Genomic DNA, 17,348 nt, shown 5'->3' on the forward strand with positions numbered 1-17,348 from the left:
CTCGTGCTGCATTTTGACTGTTTCGTTCTTGGTTTTCACAAACCTATCGCTTCATCGCTTTCTTACCAAATGCAACCGCCAAGATGATGATAATTCCTTTGATAATCATTTGCTGACTGACATCCAGACCCATAATGATCAAACCATTATTAATCGTACCAATCATGAGGGAACCTACAATCGTTCCGATAATCGTTCCTACACCACCGAACAAGCTTGTTCCGCCAAGAATAACCGCAGCGATAACTGAAAGCTCATCTCCTTCACCGAAGGAAAAACGTCCGGCATTCATACGACCTGCATAGAGAAGACCAGCTAAACCAGCCATTAATCCTGTACCTAGGAAAACCATTAACTTGATTTTCATTGTCTTAACACCAGAGAACCTTGCAGCATTTTCATTTCCGCCTGTCGCTAGAACCTGACGGCCAAATGATGTTTTACGAAGTAACACATGAGCTATCACAGTGAATACAACTGTCCAAAGAAGAAGAACCGGAATCGGACCAATGTCACCTGAACCGAAGATGAAGTTGAAATTAGCATTTACAATTGGAACTGGAGCCGTGTCAGTTACCCACATTGCAAACCCCTTGATCGCTCCCATTGTTCCAAGCGTTACTAAGAAGGAAGGAATCGCTACTTTTGTTACAAGTAAACCATTGATTAATCCAACTACTAGTCCTGTTCCAACACCGCCAATAAGTCCGCCGATGATGCCATACCCTGCTTGAAGTGCTAATGCTCCGACTAATGAAGATAGAGCGGCAATTGATCCAACCGAAAGGTCAATTTCTCCTGTACTAATAACAAATGTCATTGCCAACGCCATTAAAGAAATCGTCGCTGTTTGTCTAACAATATTTAACAAGTTTCCTGATGTTAAAAACCCATCATCACTTAAGGTGATAGAAAAATAGATTAATACTCCTACAAAAGCGAAATAAACAATATAATTGCGCCACTCGAAGCCTTTCAATACCGGATTTTCCGGCTTTTGTAAATTAGAAACCTTGGATTGCATATTGTAATTCCTCCTCTGATTTAATCTCTTTGCGTGTAATCTCTTTCTTTATTTTCCCATCATGCATGACGATTACACGGTCACTTAAGGCAAGCAGCTCTGGGAGTTCGGAGGAGACCACAAGGATCGCCTTGCCGCTTTCGGCCATTGCTCTGATAATTTCAACGATTTCCGTTTTAGCACCAATATCCACACCGATGGTTGGTTCATCCAACATAAGGACGGTAGGATCATTCGCAAGCCACTTGGCAAGAACGATTTTTTGCTGATTCCCCCCCGACAACAATCTGGCTTGTTTAAAAATATGATCGGTTTTAATATTGAGCTTTCGTACAAATTCATTACTAATGTCATTGGATTTTTTATTATCAATAAACGTTCCTTTTTTCACCTTCGAAAGAATGGGTAGAATCATATTATCCTTGACACTATGTTCAAGCACCAACCCTTGCATGCGCCGATCCTCTGGAATCAGAGCAAGACCGGCATCGATCGCATGTCTAGGACTCTTAATCGTTTGTTTTTGCCCATTCACATAGATGTCTCCGTTCTCAATCGGGTCAATCCCGAAAAGAGCTCGAACTAGCTCTGTTCTACCGCTTCCCATCAACCCGGCAATGCCGACGATTTCGCCTGGCTGAATTTTAAGATTAATATTTTGAACCTTGCCAGCACTTACGTTTCTTGCCTCAAAGATCGGCGGCACGTCAGTTGCGTAAGAACGTTCCTTCCATTCAAAGGCCTGGTCAAACTCCATACCGACAATATGTTGAATAACGGTATCAAGAGTTGTTTCACTGCAAGTTTCCGTTGTAATGTAGCGGCCATCTCGTAAAATCGTGATTCGGTCACATATTTGAAAGATTTCATCCATCCGGTGAGAAATATAGATGATGGAATAACCTTTTTCTTTCAATTTGTTAATAAAACCAAATAGCACTTCTGTTTCATTTTTCGTTAAGGAAGAGGTTGGCTCATCCATGATCAGTATTTTTGCCTCTTGCGATAGCGCTTTGGCGATTTCTGTCATTTGCCAATAGCCAACGCCTAAGTTTTGGACAATATCAGAAGGTTTAATATCTACGCCTAATTCTTCTAGCAGCTTTTCTGTTTTCTTTTCACAATCTCTATCATCTAAAAATCCCAGCCCTGTTTTCTTCTCACGAGTAAGAAAGATATTTTGGGCTACTGTAAGAGTTGGAATTAAACTAAACTCTTGGAAAATCATCGATATATTATTTTTTTGAGCCTCTTCATAGCTCTTAATGCTCACAGACTTTCCTTCAATCAAAATTTCGCCGCTATCGGCAGTATAAACGCCCGTAAGGATTTTCATTAACGTCGATTTTCCGGCCCCATTTCCCCCCATCAAAGCGTGAACCTCACCTTTTTTGACGGAGAAATTGACATCCTTCAGTACGGGAATCCCATTAAATGCTTTATTGATATTTTTCATTTCAAGAATAGATTGATCCATCTAAGTTCACCTTCTTTTCGTGATAGGGGCTGTTTACAAACAACCCCTATCGGATTGTAATTATTTCATTGCATCTTGAACTGTTTTTGGAGCATCTGCCCCGTAGATAAGCTTCCAAGAATCCAATACATTTTCTTTTGTTACTTTAATCGATGGTGATGCCACATAAGCAGGTGCTTCTTTTCCTAATAGGCCATAACCAGCGAGAATCGCTTGTGCTACACCCTGGTCATATGGTAGCTGTGCTCCAAGTCCTTTTACATGTCCATCCTGTGCAATCGAGATTGCTACGTTCGTTCCTAAGTCAACAGTTGTCACAACTAAATCGTTATTGCCAGCAGTACGGGCAGCGGCCATAACGCCTTCAGCCGGTACATCCCATGGGGCAAAGATTCCATCAAGGTCTCTATTTTTTGTAAGCATTGCAGAAGCTACTTTCTCAGCATCGTTTGGACCGGTAATACCGCCTTCTGCTACAATTTTAATATTTGGATATTTTTCTTTGATTCTTGCTTCGAATGCATCAGAGCGGTTTTTGGTTACGAAGAAGTTTACATCGTGATACACAATCCCAACATTACCTTTTCCACCAAGTTTTTCAGCCATAATGTCGGCCGCTGTTGCGCCGTTACCCATGTTGTCACCGGATACAATACTAATGTAATCTTTTCCAGCGACAAGGCCTTCTGCCGCTCCATCCATGAATACTAACTTAACCCCTTGTGCGACAGCCTTTTTATAAGCTGGTGCAGTCGATACTGCATCAACTGGAACAGAGATCATAATATCGGGTTTTTTCGCTAAAACGGTTTCAATATCGTTTACCTGCTTTTCTGCTTTAAACTGTGCATCTGTAACGGCAACTACTTCGATTCCCATCTTCTTAAATGTATCTTGCATTGCACCTACTGCTGCATTCATATAGTCAGTACCGGAGTAATGCATAACAATAGCTGCTTTATATTTTCCATCTTTAATCTTTTTAAGTTCTTCTTCATTTAATTGTAAGGATTTTGCAGAAACAGCTTGTTCGCCATTTGGTCCTTTATCTTGTACTTCTAAATCAGGAATAGCTGGATTGATCGTTAATGGCCCTGATGCTGCTTCTGAATAGTTTTCATTCTTTTGTGTCTTTGCTTGTTCACCAGAAGTGGATTTATTACCACAACCGGTTAGGAAAATGCTTATAATGAATAATAGTAATACCGAAAGTGAGAAACTCTTTTTCATGTCATAACCCCCACAATGTTTGTTATTTACTTTAGGCTCGTTATTTTGTTGGCACCACCTTAAATCTTAAGTGTGGCACCACCTCCTTTTCATAAATTGAAAGGTTTAGTAAATTTTATCTAGTAATCGTTTACATTTTAGAAGTAGAATAGGAATCTCATGGACTTTAAAAAAATGCAAAGGATTACATTTTTTATTAAAAATTTTTAAATAGTTCTGACAGACTCCCTTACAACCAACTGGTCAGCTAAGATAATTTGCTCGCGCTTGACTTCCTCTTTGTTGATGAGCTTCATCAGTAATTCCATTGCGTTCTCACCAATTTCGAATGCTGGCTGTGCAATCGTTGTAAGAGCCGGTTCAAATATGGAGGAAAATTTTAGGTTATCAAAACCTAGAACCGAAATATCCTCAGGAACCTTAAGACCCTTTGATTTAATCGCCTTAATGACTCCCATTGCCATATCATCGCTTGCAGCGAATATCGCTGTTGGGAGTTGGCCAAGAGCGAAAAACTTCATCATAAGATTAAATCCGCTATCAAATGAGAAGTCCCCCTCCTGGACTAACACGGGGTCAACGATAAGGTTTTTCCTTGCCATCGCCTGATAAAATCCTTTGAGACGGTCACGGCTCAATACGATATCGAGAGGTCCGGTGATGCAGCCAATTCTTTCGTGTCCCAAATCGACTAAATATTCCGTTGCCTTTCTGGCACCACTGATGTTATCAATCGAAACAGTTGGGATCCTGGAGCCTTCAATATATTCACATGCCAGTACCACTGGAAAACTTCGGGCCACCTCTTCAACGGCTGCTGCATCCATTCTGGCGGTTAATAAAACCATTCCATCTGCTTTTTTTTGCTGCAAGATGTTTAAATACCCCTTTTCTCGTTCCACATCATTGCCTGTATCACCCAGTAAAACCTGATATCCTTTTGCAACAGCGACAGCTTCAATCCCCCTTAACACCTTTGAAAAAAAGGGATTTGTAATGTCAGGTACAACAACTAGGATCGTCTTCGTTTCGAGCCTTCTTAGCTGGCGCGCTAAGAGATTAGGCTGATAATTCAATGCTTCAATCGCCTTTAACACTTTTTCCGTCGTCGTTTCCTTTACTGTTTCAGGCTTTGTTAAAACTCGAGATACTGTTGCAGTAGAAACATTAGCCCTTTTTGCTACATCGACAATCCCAACCATTATTGTTTTTTCCTTTCCTGTATCTATACTTAGATTGTAATCGTTTACATTTTTTTCGTCTAATCGCCTTTAGGCATGTTTTTTGTCCATTTGTCTGCTAGTTTCTTTCCTTCAGAAAGCCCTTTCATTCATTCGAACAAAAAAAGCATTTTTTTAAAAAAATAAGACCCAATAATTATTCATTACTGAGCCTTACTTTTTTACAACGATTTACATTTTTGTAGTTCAACTAGCTTATGCTTAGAGACCCTTGCAGTTTCTTCGTAATTTTTAAAATGGGCTATATACGTTTGGCCAGCCACTTCAATTCTCGTTAAATACTGCAAATTGATAATAAAAGAACGATGAGAAACAACAAATCGCGAATCAAGGAGCTCCTCCAGATTGGTTAATGCCTCATTTATTTCCATTTTTTTATCAATCGTATGAATGACGGACTTTCGGTCTGCTTTTTCAATAAAAATAATCTCGTCTAACGAAATAAAGGAATATTGATTTTGTTGCTTAATCATTAAATCCTTTTTGACAGGAGCAGATGGCGGAACCATGCCGGTTTTCTTCAAAAACGCTGCTGCCCGCTCTAAAGCGGAATAAAGCCTGTCTCGCTCAACCGGTTTCACAATGTAATCGATTGCATTCACCCCAAAGGCTTCCAGCGCATATTCATCATGGCCTGTGATAAAAATAACCTGCAAGGTTGGCAGAATTTTTTTACACGATTTAACCGCTTCCATTCCGTTCAATAAAGGCATGTTAATATCAACTAACACGATGTCGGGCTTTTCCATCATTACCTTGTTGATTAAATCCTCACCATTTACTGCTTCTCCGACAATTTGATAGTTCGGAGCAGATTTAATCAGATGCTTTAACAATTTTAAAGATGGTGCATTGTCCTCTGCAATCAAAATTTTCATAAATCATCCCTCATGTAATTAGGTTTGGTTTAAACTATATCACATACATATTAACTAGATAATATGTGAAAAAATGAAATAAATGGCTTCTTATTTTTTGTTAGTAGGCAATCTAACTGCTTTCAGTATAAGACAGGACGTCTGGATTAGGTAGTTTTTTCGAATCGAAAGGGAATGGTGGAGAAAAAATGGAAATCTTTTATAAAGATAATTTATATAAAGAAGTTCTTCGGACCATGTCCGAGTGTGTCATTATTCTTGAAAAGTCGGGGAAAATGGTTGCTCTAAATGCAAATGTAGAAAAAATACTGGGGATTAAATCAGAGTTCTTAACTGAATCCAGCTTGATGCAACTAGAATATATATATGAAGACGGATCACCGTTACCCTATTCTCAGTTACCAGGAATAATAACACTTAAGGATGGTATTCCTTTCCATGGTTTCATATTAGGTATTAACGACAGGAATAAGGAACCTAAATGGATCTCTGTCAATTCAACGCCACTTAAAATTTGTGATAAAGAAGAACAGGCTGCCCTTGTTACCATTTCTGATATCACCGAACGAAAAAACATGGAAAATGCCTTAATTCAAACTAAAGAAGAGGCAGAAAAAGCAAATATGGCGAAATCTGACTTTCTTTCTAAAATGAGTCATGAACTCCGTACACCATTGAATGGAATCCTTGGTTTTGCACAGCTATTAGAAATGGAAGAAATCTTAAATGATGATCAGCGTGATTTTGTCCAAGAGATTTTAAGTGGAGGGAGACATTTATTAAATTTAATTAATGATATTTTAGATTTATCAAGAATCGAATCGGGCCAGATAAAAGTGTCGATCAAAGAGATTGATCTTCTGACGATTATCAATGAATGTATCAATATCGTGCAGCCGCAGGCCAACAAGAAGAGAATCAGTATACATAACCAATTGAATCAATGGCAAAACATATTTGTTCTTGCCGATCCCATTCGTCTTAAACAAATCTTTCTTAATCTTCTCGATAATGCGATCAAATATAATCGGGAAGGCGGCAAAGTTATGATCTTCTCTTATTTCAAAGGAAACGAGCAGATCATTCATGTTGCGGATACAGGGATCGGACTTTCAGGTGAAGAATATCAAAAGATATTTATTCCCTTTTACCGAATAGAAGGGACACAAGAAGAAGGTACAGGTATTGGATTGTCTTTAGTAAAACAGCTCGTCCAGCTAATGGGGGGCAAAATTAGTGTAACGAGCCAAAAAGGAATAGGTAGTGATTTTTTCTTTAGTGTGCCGCTTCCAAATGAATTAAAGCCTGTCATGAGATGGGGTGAAGAGGTTGAACTTACTGAGAGAAATATCCGTAAGGAAGATGACTATCATTTGTTATATATTGAAGATAACGAGTCGAACTTGAACTTAGTAAGGAAAATCATGAAATCTCAGCTTTCTTATACAAACCTTCCCGATATCCATGGCTATGAAATATTTGATAGGTTAAAAACAATAAAACAAACGAAAGATATTGCAGTAATTGCTGTAAGTGCCAATGCGCTTCCGCAGGACATTCAATATACATTGGACAAGGGGTTTGATAATTATGTAACAAAACCCTTTAATGTAAGAGAGTTTTTGACCGTCATAAGAGAAACGCTGAATAGTACGATTAACCAAAATCTTCCCATTGATGAAATTTTAAGCACAGGGCCGCATGGAGAGGAGGCTGTTTCAGCCAAAACACTCCAGTTATCTTTAAAAGACCTGAAAAAGCTTAAGGAAAAGAATTATAAGGCAGCTATTGCGATGCATTATACAGATAATGACTTTTCAACTGCGATCATCCGTGGTTTGAAAGATACTTTTGAAAAAATGGGTATTGAAGTTGTTGCTGTTACGGATGCACAATTTACGCCTGAAAAACAACTTTCAGATATCGAAATTATCATGGCTAAAAAACCAGATGTTATCGTTAGCTTACCAGTTGATCCAGTTGCAACTGCTCCCGCTTTTAAAAAGGCTGCAGAAGCAGGAATCAAACTAATTTTTATGGATAGCATGCCTGAAGGATTAGAATTTGGCAAAGATTATGTGAGCGTTGTTACATCTGACAACTATGGAAATGGTATATTTGCAGCGGAGATTATGGGAAAAGAACTTAAAGGAAAAGGTAATATTGGTGTTATTTTCCACAGTATTGATTTCTTTGTAAATAATCAGCGTGTAGAAGCATTCGAAACTACGATTAAAGAAAAATATCCAAATATTAAAATTGCTGTACGTACTGGAATTTCCACCCCAAACGATGCGGAAAAAGCAGCTTCTGATATGTTAGCAAAAAATCCAGATTTAGATGGTATTTTTGCTATTTGGGATGAACCCGCGGAAGGAGCACTAGCTGCAGCACGTAAAGCAGGGAAAACGGATATAGTCATTACGACCGTTGATTTGGGAAGTAATGCGGCATATCAAATTGCTTCTGGAGGAAATATTAAAGGTCTTGGAGCACAATTACCTTATGAAAATGGAGTGGCACAAGCAATTATTACGGGATATTCATTACTAGGTAAGGAAGTAGCTCCTTTCTATGTTGTACCAGCGATGAAAGTAACAAAAGAAAATATCCTAAAGGTGTGGAAACTGGCTTATCGTCAAGATCCTCCATATGCCATTCAAAAGTACTTTTAACTAGCTTGATTATACCGGTTACAAGAGTATCACCACCAATATTACCGTATAAAAAGGAGAGGCCGGATTCATGTTGAAACCTGCCTCTTTTTAGTAGAATTGACCTCTTATTTACGACCTCTTTTTCTCTCTGATTTCAGGCTTCATGAACAACTAATTCATAGAAACTGTTTTCACTAAAAACCTTCTACAAAATGCGGGCGGTGATAATGGTTTTTTTATTAAGCAGACCTGCCCCGTTTAGATATTCGTCTTACCATGGGAGTACAATAACTTCAACAAAAAGCCTCAATCCCTTCTGGGATCTTCGTACCCTGTAGTTGAATGGGTAATCGGAATATAAAAATCTGCTCTGGGTAAAGTAGCAATAGGACTGTTTGAAGGAGGCTATTTTTAATGGATACAGCCCTTATACTAGAATATCTATGGGTATTAATCGTATTAATTGGTTTAGAGGGTATTTTGGCTGCAGATAACGCATTGGTTATTGCAATAATGGTTAAACATTTGCCGGAGGAAAGGAGAAAAAAAGCACTCTTCTATGGACTTGCAGGTGCATTTATTTTCAGATTCGGTTCCCTTTTTATTATTTCTTTTTTAGTTGATGTGTGGCAGGTACAGGCAATCGGTGCCTTGTACTTATTGTTTATCTCTATTACCCACATTATTAAGAAATTTGTATTAAGAAAAGGAGAAAATAAGAAGACAGGTGTTGAAAAACAAGGATCCGGCTTTTGGATGACAGTATTGAAGGTAGAATTAGCCGATTTAGCATTCGCCGTGGATGCTATACTCGCTGCAGTTGCATTTGCTGTTGCATTGCCCGAGACTGGATTGCCCCAAATTGGTGGTTTAGATGGAGGACAATTTTTGGTTATACTAGCAGGCGGAATAATTGGACTTGTTATCATGCGTTTTGCAGCTAATTTCTTTGTTGGAATCTTGAACAAAAAGCCGGGTCTCGAAACCGCAGCATTTCTTATTGTAGGTTGGGTTGGTGTTAAATTAGCGGTATATACTTTGTCTCATCCTGACTTAGCATATTTACCTAAAGGATTCGCAAAATCTACTGAATGGAAACTAACATTTTGGGCAGTGTTGTTACTCATCGCTATACTAGGATGGTTTCTATCGAAGGAAAAAAAAGTTGAAGAAGAGACTTCTTAGAATTTTTCCGTTTTTAAAACATCTTGCTTTAAAATCACTCTTTAAGAGTGATTTTTTTATTAACACGAGAAGGAGATCTTATTACACATTGTTCTTGAAATGCCAATCATTCTCTTATTTATTTAATTACTAATAAACTAAATATATTAGGTTATTCTAACGGTATAATTGTCAAACAATAGGGAGGAACATAATTGGAGCGTTTACGTGAATTTGACAAGATTCTATACGGTAGAAAAGAGAATACCGATTCTTTAATTAATTATTGGATAGACTATTCCAACCCTTCTACGTGGCAGTTTTGGGTTTTGATTGCTGTTCTTTTAGTCCCATTGGTTATTCTTTACATTAAAATTGACCGAAGTAAAGTATTTCTAATAGGTTTTTATGGATATAACGTTCATGTTTTTTTTACATTTATCGATATATACGGTATAAATAGAGGATATTGGCATTACCCTTATCAGGTTATCCCTGCACTGCCGAGCGTCTCAATGGACACCTCCATCGTCCCTGTGGCTTTCATGCTCATATACCAATGGACATTAAACAATCATAAAAATTATTACCTATACGCTATAATAACAGCTGCTATATTTGCATTTATTTTAAAGCCAATTTTAGTAATTACTGGTCTTTTTAGAATGTACGGTGAAATTAATTATTTTCACTTATTTATTGGATACGTATTTGTACTTTTGATAGCAAAAGTGATAACCTGGTTATTTCATAAATTACATAAACCTAAATTCTCAACTCAGAATAGAGAATAAGAAAGGTATTCATAAAATATGGGTGCTTTTTCTTTATTTTTCACTTCATATACTGAATACGTAATTTTCTCGTACTTTACATTTATGCAGGTTTTTTGGGGTAAAAAACAATTCAACACCAAAACTTTAGGTCAAAATGCATATTTCTACTATTTTTCGACAAATTCTGATATAATTAAAGACCTAAATAGGCAAATTTTACGAAAGTAAAAGACGCAAAGCCACGGGCCTACAGCATTTTGCCACGGTAGCCGGGTTGCTGAGATTTATTGAGTCTCGTTATTTCATATTTTCCCTTTCTAATTTGCCTAACAAATGAAAGGAGTAAAAATTATGAACAAAACTGTACTTATTGCAGACGATTCTCGATTTATGAGAGACCTCCTCAAAAAACATCTTAAAGATAGTGATTTTAAAATAATTGCTGAAGCTTCAGATGGTTGCGAAGCTGTGTCTCTCTATAGAGATGTTTACCCTGATCTAGTGATAATGGACCTAAATATGCCCTGTAAAAATGGCATGAACGCATTAGAGAATATTAAAAATATGGACTCAAATGCTAAGGTAGTCATTTGTTCTGCTATGGGACAACAAAGAATAATCATCGAGGCACTGGGCCAAGGAGCAAAAGATTTTGTAGTTAAACCCTATTTTAATGAGTTAGTACCAACTCTTAAGAAATTAGTTTAAGTTCAATTCCTTAAGAGGGATGCTTTTTTGTTGGATTAAACTAGTTGCACAGTATATATGTCTTTAGTGCAAATCAAAATAGAGATCTTTTCAAAGTTCATTAAAAACTCGCTTGTTTTTATTTTTTCTCTTTTTGGAAATACTTCCTAAAAGGAGGTCGAATTATGTCGAAAGCACCTCTTATATAAGATCCGATTTGAAAATGAGTATGTAGTTCCCCACCTTCAAAATATAGATTTAACCTTCTTGATAAGGTGATTATTGATGTTGAAATACTTGCCTTTTCTTTCTCTGATAAAACCAGTTTACTAGCTAAAGATTTTAAATGATTATTAACAGGATTAACCGACATAATTTGCCTCCTCATGACAATATTCGCTAACTTTATTATATAATTTTTTCCAAGAATATAAAAATACACGAGAACCTCTATTCAAAAAAAGAAGAGAATCACCCTTCTCTCCTTATCCTGACATAAAACTCTTCAATTTCTACACTTTGACTTTATCCCAAAACACTAATACAAAGGCATCCTTAAGTGATTTCGTTATAAAACCTCTAATAAATTCCTTCAGTTAACATCCACTCCTATTTTGACATATCCCTAAATTCCTCTTTAAGCACCTATTTTTGCCGATTTTGATTCACTTTTGTGTAACGCTGTAAAAATATCCGATTTGTTTACTCAGCTACTAGTCCAGTAACATCTCGATCGTGCATATATTTATAGAACATGATTATATTTAGGTTAGGAAAGTGAAATAGTTGACACTAAAAGGACCACACATATCTAATATGTGTGGTCCAATTTTATTACCTTCTTCAACTAAAGGGGGCTTATCTACAGTATCAACGAAAAAAGGTTGATAGAATGCATCTTTTATCTTTATGTACATGTATGCAAAGATAAGTGGTTAAGGACTTGACGTGGAGCCTCTGTGGGCATGATTGGTCATGAAAGGCTGAAGCCGTTGTTTCATCTGGCATCCAAGCCTATCATACCCACCTCTCCACGTAAAGTCCTATCTTTGTGTACGTTGAATACTATAAATACTTACTGTTGATAATGCGTCTACAAAGATAGAAAACTGGCATTTTTGGTATCTTTACATACGTTAAATACTGTGAAAAATCATACTGTAGATAAGCCCCCTATAGTATAAGTGCATATGTTCATGTTCACAAACTTAGCTTTATTACAGGAATGCCCTCCTTTTTAAATCAGTTGCCAGTGACAACTATTAAGTGACCTGAACAAATATATTCCTTTTTTATTCCCCTTGTATTAAATACTTTAACATTGGAGGTGCAACTAAAGTCGTAAATATTATTACAATAATAATTGAAGTGAAGTATTATGGTTGTAACAGAGCTTCTTGTAGTCCAGTTGCTGCAATAATTATAGCAACTTCTCCTCTTGATACCATCCCAGCCCCTATAATAAACGATGTGGGTGAAGAAAAGCCTGTGAACTTCGCTCCTAATGCACCACCTAACAATTTCGTGAGGACCGCGTTTTTAATAAAATAAAGTTTTTTAATTGAATAATCAATTTCATAATTCACTACGAACATTAACAAATTTATTATCTGTCATTCAATTTCCGCTACAATCTTATTAAAGGCAAAGTGCTACCATGTAACCACTTTGTGTACCTCCAATCTTCTCCACAAGTTCTAGAAAAAATAACTATATTTTTTTGCGATAAAAATACGATTCATGAAAAGATTGTCATTTTAACTATTCTATGGTTTACTAATACGTAGTTTTATAGAATGTCTTCATTAGGTGCCTAAGTATAGGAGAATAGGGAAGTTTAAAACAACGCGGAGCCCGCCACTGTAGTCGAGGAGCTGCTGCAATGCCACTGGGAAACTGGGAAGGCGCAGCATGTGATGAATCGGAGTCAGGAGACCTGCCTAAGAGAAGTTCTACAATGTGGTTATGGCAAGACCTCAGCTTATTTAAGCTGGGTTTTTTTTGTATGGTCGGGAATTACCATTAAAGGAGGAAGTAAGTTAATTATGAAAAAATTAAAGGAAACAATTAGTTTAATTGATGGTTTGAACACAAAAGCTCAGGAACAAATGGAACAACATTTAAACTCACTAACTAAACCATTCGGAAGTTTAGGCTTGTTAGAATCACTAGCGATTAAAATAGCAGGTATAACTGGAAATGCACAACCTAATATTGACCCAGCAATGGTAGTGTTAATGGCGTCAGACCATGGTGTAACTGCAGAAGGAGTTTCAGCTTATCCATCAGAAGTTACTCAGCAAATGGTTAGAAATTTTATTACAGGTGGAGCAGCGATCAATGTTTTATCCCGAGCTTCAAATGCCTCAGTTCAGGTTGTTGATATAGGTATTAATGGAGAGTTGCAACTTCCAGGTTTAATCAACAGAAAAATACGCTTTGGAACAAATAACATGGTGCAAGGACCAGCTATGGAAAGGACAGAAGCAGTTTCGGCGATAGAAGTAGGAATTGAGGTAGCACAGTCAGCTATACAGAAAGGTGCGAGACTTTTAGCACTTGGAGAAATGGGAATCGGAAATACCACAGCAAGTAGTGCGATGGTCGCCGTACTCGGGCAGTTATCTGTTGATCAAGTCGTTGGGTTTGGAACAGGAATAAATACAGATGAAAAAGTAAAAAAAGCCAACGTTATTAAAAGATCAATTGAAATAAATCAACCCAATCCAGCTGATCCGATTGACGTTTTGGCAAAAGTCGGGGGATTAGAAATAGCAGGACTTGCTGGGATTGTGTTGGGTGCTGCAGCAGCACGAGTCCCTGTTTTAATAGATGGCTTCATCACAGCTGTGGCTGCGTTGACAGCGGTTCGAATGACTCCCGCATGTGTGCATTATCTTATTGCATCACATCAATCAGTGGAACCGGGTCATATCTTTGTAAATAAACTTTTAGGATTACAGCCACTTGTTAATCTAAACCTTCGTCTTGGAGAAGGAAGTGGGACGGCAATTGCACTTCCCATTGTGAGATCAGCTATTAAAATTGCAAATGAAATGTCTACATTCGAGCAAGCAGGCGTTTCTGGTTCAACTGATGGTTCGGTAAAAGGTACAGCAGAAGTAGCGAAGACATCTGAAATATTACCTACAGAACCTACATTGCAAATAGCAACTCTTCATGAGTTTGATGTGCAACAAAAACAAGGTGTCTATAATGCAATTTATAGCCGAAGGGATATTCGTTCATTTATAAAGCAACCAATTGAGGAGGAAAAACTGTACAGAATCTTAAAAGCAGCACACCATGCACCCTCAGTTGGCTTTATGCAACCGTGGAATTTCATTGCGGTTCGCTCAGACGAAATTAAACAGCAATTACATGACGTTGTTTCTAAAGAAATACAAGTAGCAGGAAAATATTTTGAAGATGATCGGTCTTTGTTGTATCCTAAGCTAAAACTTGAAGGTATTCTTGAGGCACCTGTTACGATTTGTTTTACGTGTGACCCGACAAGGAACGGGGATCATGTACTGGGACGCAATACGATACCAGAAACAGATGCCTATTCGGTAGTATGTGCTATGCAGAACTTATGGTTAGCTGCTCGGGCTGAAGGGCTTGGAGTTGGATGGGTTTCCTTTTATAAGAAACAAGACATACGAAAAATACTTAATATTCCGCCACATATCGAGCCTATCGGTTTGATGTCAGTTGGGTATACACATCAGTTTCAAGAACAACCTGTATTAGAGACAGTCGGATGGGGAAAACGAATACCAATAGACAATTTAATTTATACTGACAATTGGGGAAGCAATAAAACTAAATAGTTAAGTGACCATTATTTAGCTGGATTTGATAGAGTTATAAACGAAACGAGTCCTTCTTCATTAGAAGAACCGTTTCTAAATCTTTTATTAACATATGTTTCCCATATTGTTCTTACTAACCATAATGAATAATAAAGTTATTTCATTAAATGTCCCGATTACGGAAAACTGTCTTATTGAAAATCAATCAAATTTATATATGTTGATATAAATATAATAAACAGAACTTTCATAAAACCGGAAGTTCTGTTTGGTTTTATTGTCTTATTGAAACAGATAGGTAAGGGTTTGAGAGAATCGTTCCCTTTTCCCCCTGTTCACACCGTACGTGCGACTTTCACCGTATACGGCGTTCCAACTAATCCAATTCATTCAATTCTATGTACTCAAGTGAAATTAGTTTAATCTCAATCAAATCGTATAGTTTTTACATAAACTTCTGAGTTCATTTACTTTTCCCTTTTGTTTGCTGTTCAGTTGTAAATCATCAAGAATAGAATTAATTTTATTAATATCTTTCAGATGTACGAGCCTGTGAAGAGTTTCATGTAGATCTATCAAGTTTGAATAACGGTCATCTTACATACCTAAACTCACTAATAATATCAGTTAACCAATTTTCCATAGTCATCCCCTTCGATTTCTTATTAGAAAAGCATCCTTGTTCTAAACTGCTTCTTTAGCTTAATAGTGCTCAGCATTTTCGAATTGTTCATCAAAGTCTCATTTTTCTTTGTTTTAGAATAGCAATAATTTTTATAGGAAAAACTTCCCTAAAAGGGATGACATTTAAGAAAGAAAAAATCATTGAAATATCTTCTTGGATAATAATGTTTATGTTGTTAATCAAATTTGTACCGAAGAAAAAAATACGTGAAGCACATGTAGTTTTCCTGTTTACACAGGTAGTCACCTGGTTAATGGGGGCACTTGTTGTTGAAAAAGGTAATATAAAATATCCCATCAGAACCTTCTTCAAAAAAACAATAAAAAGCAATTTTACTTTTGAATATTTTATTTTTCCTGCATGGAATGTATTGTTCAACATTCTTTATCCTGAAAACAAAAATACTTATATCAAGGCATTATATTATTTGTTGCATACCACTAGTGTTGCATTAATTTAATTTCACTATTAAAAATACTCAAAATGTTCAACTTTATTATATTGTGCAAAGAAAAAGTCCTTTATAATGGATAAGTCAGGTGGTAACCCGTCCAAATCCACTAAAAAGGACACATCTCATGGACAAGATTACACGAAAAACTTCATTTGGACAATGGTTTTCACCAATTAATATTCAATTATTTGAAGAACAGGTGAAAACGATGAAATTAGATTACTATACGAAAAAATTAACGACAGAGTCTTTCCTAAAATTACTACTTTTTGCCCAGCTAGAAGAAATCGAAAGCCTGCATGCGCTAGGTGATTGTCTATTCGATGACCAACTTCAAAAAGGGATTGACCTTGATTCGATCAGTATTTCTCAGCTGTCACGGCGATTAAATGGCATGAACCCAGATCTATTTCAAAGGCTTTTCCTTGATTTGGTCGTACAAATTCATGCCAAGACACACTATACGAAACTGGTCATGCCGTTAAAAATCATTGATTCAAGCACATTGCCACTTAATTTGACCAATCATAAATGGGCAAAGTTCCGTAAGACAAAAGCCGGTGTGAAGTTGCATCTACGCCTTGTGTTTATGGAAAAAGGTGCGTCCTATCCAGAAAAAGCAGTCATAACAACGGCAAACGAACATGATCGTGGTCAACTTGAAATCATGGTCGATGACAAGGAATGCATGTATGTGTTTGACCGTGGCTATCTAGACTACGAGCGCTTTGATCGCATGACAGATGGCGGTTACTTTTTTCTATCAAGGCTAAGAAAAAACGCCGTTATACGGGAGGTTTATGATTTTAAACTACCCGAGGATTCCGCTGTTTTATCAGATCAAATGGTCCTGATTGGTACAACCCAAAACCGTGCTGAAAATTACTTTCGCCTTCTAAAAGTGCTTGATTCCAAAGGAAATGAACTCCATTTAATCACCAATCGCTTTGATTTGAACGCTGAAGAAATTTCAGAGATGTATAAATCAAGGTGGGCCATTGAGTTGTTTTTTAAATGGATCAAACAGCACCTTAGCATCAAAAAGTTCTACGGACAAAGCGAATGGGCCATTCAAAATCAAGTGTTTATCGCACTTATCGTTTTTTGCCTACATGTTCTTGTTCAACTTGAGACAAATAGTAAGCGAAAAACCTTAAAAATTAGCCGTTATCTACGGGCTGCCCTTTGGAAACCAGCCCATATTTGGCTCCGAAAAATTGAAGGAAAAGCCATTCCTTGATAAGAAAGTTGTCGTCGTCA

Annotated in this window: 13 protein-coding genes, 1 pseudogene and 2 riboswitches; of the genes and pseudogenes, 7 read left to right on the forward strand and 7 right to left on the reverse strand. The window is 37.1% G+C overall.

Translation table 11 applies throughout. The features are described 5' to 3' along the window. Positions 1-43 precede the first annotated feature (43 nt). From MKX65_RS18880 to MKX65_RS18900, 5 genes are all read right to left on the reverse strand, one after another. Entirely contained in the window at positions 44-1,024 is a 981-nt protein-coding gene (locus MKX65_RS18880; protein WP_340905033.1) for an ABC transporter permease, read from the reverse strand. Continuing rightward, positions 1,005-2,501, reverse strand: coding sequence for a sugar ABC transporter ATP-binding protein (locus MKX65_RS18885; RefSeq protein WP_340905035.1), 1,497 nt, complete (start codon positions 2,499-2,501; stop codon positions 1,005-1,007). Before MKX65_RS18885 ends, MKX65_RS18880 begins: the two co-directional genes overlap by 20 nt. A 60-nt stretch (positions 2,502-2,561) precedes the next feature. Further along, on the reverse strand, positions 2,562-3,731 hold the full coding sequence (locus tag MKX65_RS18890; RefSeq protein WP_340905037.1) for a substrate-binding domain-containing protein: 1,170 nt from the start codon (positions 3,729-3,731) through the stop codon (positions 2,562-2,564). A 206-nt stretch (positions 3,732-3,937) separates the two neighbouring features. Then, the gene (locus tag MKX65_RS18895; RefSeq protein WP_340905038.1) at positions 3,938-4,933 is read right to left on the reverse strand and encodes a LacI family DNA-binding transcriptional regulator; all 996 of its coding nucleotides are present in this window, start codon (positions 4,931-4,933) and stop codon (positions 3,938-3,940) included. A gap of 200 nt (positions 4,934-5,133) precedes the next feature. After that, on the reverse strand, positions 5,134-5,850 hold the full coding sequence (locus tag MKX65_RS18900; protein WP_340905039.1) for a LytR/AlgR family response regulator transcription factor: 717 nt from the start codon (positions 5,848-5,850) through the stop codon (positions 5,134-5,136). A 188-nt stretch (positions 5,851-6,038) separates the two neighbouring features. Between MKX65_RS18900 and MKX65_RS18905 the strand changes: the two genes are divergently transcribed. The 4 genes from MKX65_RS18905 to MKX65_RS18920 all read left to right on the forward strand — a co-directional run bounded on the left by MKX65_RS18905 (position 6,039) and on the right by MKX65_RS18920 (position 11,155). Continuing rightward, positions 6,039-8,525 (forward strand): substrate-binding domain-containing protein, encoded by a 2,487-nt coding sequence (locus tag MKX65_RS18905; protein WP_340905041.1) that lies wholly within the window; start codon positions 6,039-6,041, stop codon positions 8,523-8,525. Positions 8,526-8,921: 396 nt separating this feature from the next. Continuing rightward, positions 8,922-9,692 carry a TerC family protein gene (locus tag MKX65_RS18910; protein WP_340905043.1) on the forward strand — a complete coding sequence of 257 codons (771 nt, stop codon included), beginning with the start codon at positions 8,922-8,924 and terminating at the stop codon, positions 9,690-9,692. A gap of 194 nt (positions 9,693-9,886) precedes the next feature. After that, positions 9,887-10,465, forward strand: a complete 579-nt coding sequence (locus tag MKX65_RS18915) for a CBO0543 family protein (protein ID WP_340905045.1) — start codon at positions 9,887-9,889, stop codon at positions 10,463-10,465. Positions 10,466-10,645: 180 nt separating this feature from the next. Next, positions 10,646-10,729, forward strand: a riboswitch (cyclic di-GMP riboswitch). 69 nt (positions 10,730-10,798) lie between these two features. Then, positions 10,799-11,155, forward strand: coding sequence for a response regulator (locus MKX65_RS18920; protein WP_340905047.1), 357 nt, complete (start codon positions 10,799-10,801; stop codon positions 11,153-11,155). 118 nt (positions 11,156-11,273) lie between these two features. On the opposite strand, the gene MKX65_RS27140 is transcribed toward MKX65_RS18920, so the two are convergent. Together MKX65_RS27140 and MKX65_RS18925 are read right to left on the reverse strand one after the other, a co-directional pair. After that, positions 11,274-11,522, reverse strand: a complete 249-nt coding sequence (locus tag MKX65_RS27140) for an SMODS domain-containing nucleotidyltransferase (protein ID WP_445677957.1) — start codon at positions 11,520-11,522, stop codon at positions 11,274-11,276. Positions 11,523-12,426: 904 nt separating this feature from the next. Next, positions 12,427-12,669, reverse strand: a pseudogene (locus MKX65_RS18925) (cation:proton antiporter domain-containing protein); the annotation flags it as partial. Between the two features lie 255 nt (positions 12,670-12,924). Then, a riboswitch (cobalamin riboswitch) is annotated at positions 12,925-13,092 on the forward strand. Between the two features lie 87 nt (positions 13,093-13,179). Between MKX65_RS18925 and cobT the strand changes: the two are divergent. From cobT to MKX65_RS18940, 3 genes are all read left to right on the forward strand, one after another. Further along, positions 13,180-14,967: a nicotinate-nucleotide--dimethylbenzimidazole phosphoribosyltransferase gene (gene cobT / locus MKX65_RS18930; RefSeq protein ID WP_160549849.1), complete on the forward strand. Its 1,788-nt coding sequence runs from the start codon at positions 13,180-13,182 to the stop codon at positions 14,965-14,967. Between the two features lie 782 nt (positions 14,968-15,749). Beyond that, on the forward strand, positions 15,750-16,094 hold the full coding sequence (locus MKX65_RS18935; protein ID WP_340905050.1) for a CBO0543 family protein: 345 nt from the start codon (positions 15,750-15,752) through the stop codon (positions 16,092-16,094). 118 nt (positions 16,095-16,212) lie between these two features. Continuing rightward, complete coding sequence (locus MKX65_RS18940) at positions 16,213-17,328, forward strand: IS4 family transposase (protein ID WP_340902899.1); 1,116 nt, start codon at positions 16,213-16,215, stop codon at positions 17,326-17,328. Positions 17,329-17,348: the final 20 nt, after the last annotated feature.

Source organism: Robertmurraya sp. FSL R5-0851, from assembly GCF_038002965.1.
Taxonomy (GTDB): Bacteria; Bacillota; Bacilli; order Bacillales; family Cytobacillaceae; genus Robertmurraya_A; species Robertmurraya_A beringensis.

Coding starts and splice junctions, on each gene's coding strand:
- MKX65_RS18920 (WP_340905047.1), top strand. CDS start 10,799: ATGAACAAAACTGTACTTATTGCAGACGATTCTCGATTTATGAGAGAC.
- MKX65_RS18890 (WP_340905037.1), bottom strand. CDS start 3,731: ATGAAAAAGAGTTTCTCACTTTCGGTATTACTATTATTCATTATAAGC.
- MKX65_RS18910 (WP_340905043.1), top strand. CDS start 8,922: ATGGATACAGCCCTTATACTAGAATATCTATGGGTATTAATCGTATTA.
- MKX65_RS18895 (WP_340905038.1), bottom strand. CDS start 4,933: ATGGTTGGGATTGTCGATGTAGCAAAAAGGGCTAATGTTTCTACTGCA.
- MKX65_RS18940 (WP_340902899.1), top strand. CDS start 16,213: ATGGACAAGATTACACGAAAAACTTCATTTGGACAATGGTTTTCACCA.
- MKX65_RS18935 (WP_340905050.1), top strand. CDS start 15,750: ATGACATTTAAGAAAGAAAAAATCATTGAAATATCTTCTTGGATAATA.
- cobT (WP_160549849.1), top strand. CDS start 13,180: ATGAAAAAATTAAAGGAAACAATTAGTTTAATTGATGGTTTGAACACA.
- MKX65_RS18900 (WP_340905039.1), bottom strand. CDS start 5,850: ATGAAAATTTTGATTGCAGAGGACAATGCACCATCTTTAAAATTGTTA.
- MKX65_RS18885 (WP_340905035.1), bottom strand. CDS start 2,501: ATGGATCAATCTATTCTTGAAATGAAAAATATCAATAAAGCATTTAAT.
- MKX65_RS27140 (WP_445677957.1), bottom strand. CDS start 11,522: ATGAGGAGGCAAATTATGTCGGTTAATCCTGTTAATAATCATTTAAAA.
- MKX65_RS18905 (WP_340905041.1), top strand. CDS start 6,039: ATGGAAATCTTTTATAAAGATAATTTATATAAAGAAGTTCTTCGGACC.
- MKX65_RS18880 (WP_340905033.1), bottom strand. CDS start 1,024: ATGCAATCCAAGGTTTCTAATTTACAAAAGCCGGAAAATCCGGTATTG.